General features: G+C 73.0%; 3 protein-coding genes and 1 pseudogene. All 4 read right to left on the reverse strand.

The genetic code is table 11. From position 1 onward, the window contains the following. A partial coding sequence (locus tag ACXJKG_RS19955; RefSeq protein WP_456847469.1) for a dynamin family protein occupies nt 1-858 on the reverse strand: 858 nt, incomplete at its 3' end. A 145-nt stretch (nt 859-1,003) separates the two neighbouring features. Beyond that, nucleotides 1,004-2,686 carry an energy-dependent translational throttle protein EttA gene (gene ettA, locus ACXJKG_RS19960; RefSeq protein WP_456847470.1) on the reverse strand — a complete coding sequence of 561 codons (1,683 nt, stop codon included), beginning with the start codon at nt 2,684-2,686 and terminating at the stop codon, nt 1,004-1,006. Nucleotides 2,687-2,860: 174 nt separating this feature from the next. Next, nucleotides 2,861-3,364, reverse strand: coding sequence for a single-stranded DNA-binding protein (locus tag ACXJKG_RS19965; RefSeq protein WP_456847471.1), 504 nt, complete (start codon nt 3,362-3,364; stop codon nt 2,861-2,863). 132 nt (nt 3,365-3,496) lie between these two features. After that, a pseudogene (locus ACXJKG_RS19970) lies at nt 3,497-4,031 on the reverse strand (GTPase); the annotation flags it as partial.

Raw genomic sequence — 4,031 nt, forward strand, 5'->3', positions numbered from 1 at the left:
GACGTCGACGACCGCCCCGTCCCACGTCTCCGCGAGCGCCGCCGCGCGCACCTGCGGGTCCGTGGCCGTGGTCGTGAGGAAGTCGGCGATCGGGCCGATCGCCACCTCGGGCAGCAGCCCGTCCTCGAGCGCCACCTCCGGCACGACGATCACGGTGGCCGACCCCAGACCCGCCTCGGCGAGCATCTGGCGCAGGTGGTCGCTGACGGCGTCCTGCGCGCCCGGGTCCACGCGGTCCAGCACGAGGGCGAGGTGCGTCCCGCGACGGGCGGCGTCCGCGAGCAGCTCCCACGGGACCGCGTCCGCGTACCGCGCGGCCGTAGTGACGAACAGCCACACGTCCGCCGCGCCCAGCAGCTGGGCGGCCAGGATGCGGTTGCCCTCCTCGACCGAGTCCACGTCCGGGGCATCCAGGAGCGCCAGACCGACCGGGAGTGCCTCGGACCCGACCAGCCGCAGCCCGGGCCGGGCGCCGGCCAGCGCGCGGTCCTCGGCCGAGTCCGCGCGGGTCAGGGACGGCAGCACCCGGTCCGAGCTGAACCAGCGGACGTCCAGCGGATGGTGCACCAGGACCGGCCACCGGGTGGTCGGCCGCAGCACCCCGGACGGGCTGACCTCGGCGCCGACCAGCGAGTTGACCACCGTCGACTTGCCCGCGCCCGTCGACCCACCGACGACGACGAGGACCGGGGCGCCCGGGTCGCGCAACCGCGGCAGGAGGTAGTCGTCGAGCTGGTCGAGCACGCGCGTCCGGTCCGCCCGGGCCGGGGCCGCCGACGGGGTCGCCAGCGGGAGGCGCAGGTCGGCCACCTGGCTGCGCAGCGCGAGCAGCGCGCCGGCGAGCTCGTCGTGCTCCATCGCCGCACCCGCCTCTCCCACGTCGTAGCGAGCGTATCTGCGCAGGTCCGCGAAGGTGCGGTGACCGCGGACGAGCGGGCGGGGCCTCGTCCGGAAAGCGCGCGACGCCCACCGGACAGGGTCCGATGGGCGTCGCGAGGCGGTGTCAGTCGCGCCGCAGCTTGCGGTAGGTCACCCGGTGCGGGCGGGCGGCGTCGGCGCCGAGCCGCTCGACCTTGTTCTCCTCGTAGGAGGCGAAGTTGCCCTCGAACCAGTACCAGTTGCCGGGGTTCTCCTCCGTGCCCTCGTAGGCCAGGATGTGCGTCGACACCCGGTCGAGGAACCACCGGTCGTGGGACACGACCACGGCGCAGCCCGGGAACTCCAGGAGCGCGTTCTCCAGCGAGCCGAGCGTCTCGACGTCCAGGTCGTTGGTGGGCTCGTCGAGCAGCAGCAGGTTGCCGCCCTGCTTGAGGGTCAGCGCGAGGTTGAGTCGGTTGCGCTCGCCGCCGGACAGGACGCCGGCCGGCTTCTGCTGGTCCGGCCCCTTGAACCCGAACGCGGCGACGTAGGCCCGCGACGGCATCTCGACGTTGCCGACCTTGAGGAAGTCGAGCCCGTCGGAGACCACCTCGAACAGGGTCTTCTTCGGGTCGATGCCCCCGCGCGACTGGTCGACGTAGGAGATGTTCACGGTCTCGCCGACCTTGAGGTCGCCCGCGTCCAGCGGCTCGAGACCCACGATCGTCTTGAACAGCGTGGTCTTGCCGACGCCGTTCGGACCGATGACCCCCACGATGCCGTTGCGCGGCAGCGTGAAGCTCAGGCCGTCGATCAGCACGCGTCCGTCGAAGCCCTTCTCCAGGCTCTTCGCCTCGAGCACGATCGCGCCCAGGCGCGGACCCGGCGGGATCTGGATCTCCTCGAAGTCCAGCTTCCTGGTGCGGTCCGCCTCCGCAGCCATCTCCTCGTAGCGCGCGAGGCGCGACTTCGACTTGGTCTGGCGGCCCTTGGCGTTGGACCGGACCCACTCCAGCTCCTCCTTGAGGCGCTTGGCGAGCTTGAGGTCCTTCTTGCCCTGGATGGCCAGGCGCTCCTGCTTCTTCTCGAGGTACGTCGAGTAGTTGCCCTCGTACGGGTACAGGCGGCCGCGGTCGACCTCGCAGATCCACTCCGCGACGTGGTCGAGGAAGTACCGGTCGTGGGTGACGGCCAGGATGGCGCCCGCGTAGTCCTTGAGGTGCTGCTCGAGCCAGAGCACGCTCTCGGCGTCGAGGTGGTTGGTGGGCTCGTCGAGGAGCAGCAGGTCCGGCTTCTCCAGGAGCAGCTTGCACAGGGCGACCCGGCGGCGCTCACCACCGGACAGCACGGTCACGTCGGCGTCCGGCGGGGGGCAGCGCAGCGCGTCCATCGCCTGCTCGAGCTGGGCGTCGAGGTCCCACGCGTCCGCCGCGTCGATGGCCTCCTGCAGGACGCCCATCTCCGCGAGCAGCGCGTCGAAGTCGGCGTCGGGCTCGCCCATCAGCACGGAGATCTCGTTGTACCGGTCGAGCTTGCCCTTGATCTCGGCGACGCCCTCCTCGACGTTGCCCAGCACCGTCTTCGCCTCGTTCAGCGGCGGCTCCTGCTGCAGGATGCCGACGGTGTAGCCGGGGCTCAGCCGCGCCTCCCCGTTCGACGGCTGGTCGAGACCGGCCATGATCTTGAGGATGGTCGACTTGCCGGCGCCGTTGGGGCCGACGACGCCGATCTTGGCGCCGGGCAGGAAGTTCAGGGTGACGTCGTCGAGGATGACCTTGTCGCCGTGCGCCTTGCGCGTCTTGTACATGGTGTAGATGAACTCAGCCACTGGCTCTTCGTCCGCCTCGGTGATCGTGGGGGCGCCCCGGCGCTGACGTTGCTCGAAGCGGCTCGGGGCACTGCTGTCTGGGCGGCACCGGCGACGGCGGGCCGACCGCGCAGCACGCGTGCGCGCGGTCCGACCTGTCGCGTCGTCGGGTCGCCGGTGCCCCAGCCTAGGCGATCACCCGGCGGTGGCCAGCGCGAGCTCCTGCTCCGGGTCGGGCGCGGGCGCGAGGCCCTCCTCCTCGTCGTCGGGGAGCACCTCGAGCTCGGAGACGTCCGCCGGCTCCTCGTCGGCACCCGTCGTCGCGGACGCGCTCACCGTCCGCGCGAAGTGGCTGCTGCCGAACGCCAGGTTCGGGCCCAGGGCGCTGGCGTCGAGCACCAGCGTGGTGCGCGGACCCTCGGGACCCGCCCACTCCTCGGTCGACAGGAGACCCTGCACGATGACCGGGTCGCCCTTGCGCAGGGACCGCGCCGCGTTGATCGCCATGGTGCGGAACGCCTTCACGTGGAACCACTCGGTCTGCGCGTCCTTCCAGGCGCCGGCCTGCTTGTCGAACCAGCGACGCGTGCTGGCCAGGCGGAACGTCGCGTACGGGACGCCGCCGTCGATCTCGTGGAAGATCCGCACCTCGGTGCCGATCCACCCCACCACGGTCAGGTCCAGGGTCTGCGTGCTCATGCGATGCCTCCAGTGCGTGCGCCCCGGCGGGTGCGGGGCTCGTGCGACCAGGCTGGACGGCTACGGGCTGCTGGCACGGCGCGACCGGGGAGGCCGTGGACGCGGACGCCGGCGCGAGGGGCTGTGGGCGGCTCAGGTCCGGGCGGCCGCGATGAGCTCGCGCACGGCCCGGTGCTCGGCCAGGACCGCCTCGGTGGGCACGGCGAGCCGGGCGCGCGCCACGTTCTCGAGTGCCGCCCGCCCGTCCTGCAGCACGGCGGCGGAGCGCCTGCGGGCCGCGGACCGACGGGCCGCGACGGACCCGAGAGCCGCCGCCACGGCGGCCAGGACCAGCACGATCGCCGCGACCGGCGCCCAGACGTTCGCGCGCGTGCCGCCGAGCAGGGAGCCGACCGCGACCGAGGCGACGAGCACCGCGGCTCCGGCCAGCACGACGGACGCGACCAGGAGCCAGAGCGACAGCGCGGAGCGACGGGTCGACACGGTGAGCTGCGTGAGGGCGTCGGTCACCGCGAGCCGCATCTCGACGGTCGACGCGACCCGCTCGGCGACGTCCTGCCCCCATCGGCGCGGCAGCCCGGCCGTGACCGCGTCGAGCCAGGCGGCGCGCGCGAGCCCGACCGTGTCCTCCTGCACCGCCCCGAACCCGGGCGCGGCGGTGGAGCCC

The sequence above is a fragment of the Cellulomonas sp. P5_C6 genome (assembly GCF_054049635.1).

Bases quoted from the DNA above. Each gene is read 5' to 3' on its own strand.
- ACXJKG_RS19965 (WP_456847471.1), bottom strand. From the start codon at position 3,364: ATGAGCACGCAGACCCTGGACCTGACCGTGGTGGGGTGGATCGGCACC.